This window comes from Streptococcus sp. WM07 (assembly GCF_004570525.1).
Classification (GTDB): Bacteria; Bacillota; Bacilli; order Lactobacillales; family Streptococcaceae; genus Streptococcus.
The window spans coordinates 1-1,164 of record NZ_SPPZ01000115.1; the positions used below are offsets into that span (position 1 = coordinate 1).

Consider the following 1,164-nt stretch of genomic DNA (forward strand, 5'->3'; position numbering starts at 1 on the left):
CTAGAGGCTTATTTACCATGGGCTCCAAAAATCCAAGAGAATTGTAGATAAAGAAAACTCCAAGATTAAAAGCAATCTGCTTATAATCTTGGAGTTTTGTCAATATACTCTGTTATTGGGCGCTTACCTTTTATATATCCCATTATTGGGCGCTTACGACACTTATCCCCATAACTTGACAAAGAACCATAAAAACCCTACAACCTCTATTCTGGATCTTCATCCATTATAGAAATTGTAGAGTTTTTTATTATAGGGAAACTTTATCCTTTATATCTATAGTAAGGAATAATATAGATAAGGTTAACATTAATCTTCTTCTTTTCGACGTCTAGCTTTCAATCCAACTGCCGCTAATAGCATACCGATACCCAAAGCCTCAGCCATTGCAGAATGCTCCTCACCTGTATTTGGTAGAACATTTTCCGAGTTAGCAATCATACCTGAGCCAACTTCTTCTTTAGCTAGGAATTGATGTTTTTGATTACCCTCATCTTGAGAATGGTTTGTAGATGGAGTAACTTTAATAGCTACTTTCACTCTATCTGTTGAACCATCTGGATACGTTACTGTTACAACTGCTTCAATAACATCCCCTGGTTTCGCATCCGCTGGAATATCTACTGTAAGCGCACCTGTGTTTGGATCTACCTTAACAAGTGGGTTGTTTGACTCAAACTTAGAACCTGCTGGAAGATCACTTCCATCTTCGTTCTTAGGCGCTGGAATAACTACTGTTTCTCCTGGCTTACCTGATTTACCATCTTCGAATTTCGGTTTGTTCTTATCTGCGTCTGTCTGATCTTTCTCAGCTACTGGAATCTTAACAGTAACTTGATCTGTTGAACCATCTGGATACGTTACTGTTACGACTGCTTCAATAACATCTCCTGGCTTCGCATCCGCTGGAACATCTACTGTAATCGCACCTGTGTTTGGATCTACCTTAACTAGTGGGTTGTTTGACTCAAACTTAGAACCTGCTGGAAGATCACTTCCATCTTCGTTCTTAGGCGCTGGAATAACTACTGTTTCTCCTGGCTTACCTGATTTACCATCTTCGAATTTCGGTTTGTTCTTATCTGCGTCTGCCTGATCTTTCTCAGCTACTGGAATCTTAACAGTAACTTGATCTGTTGAACCATCTGGATACGTTACTGTTAC

The 1,164-nt window shown here is 39.4% G+C and carries 1 protein-coding gene; it reads right to left on the reverse strand.

Features of this window, described 5'->3' with window-relative positions; translation table 11 throughout:
* Positions 1–309: 309 nt before the first annotated feature.
* Positions 310–1,164 (reverse strand): YPDG domain-containing protein (locus E4T71_RS08625; protein WP_135038918.1); only part of this gene is annotated, 855 nt, incomplete at its 5' end.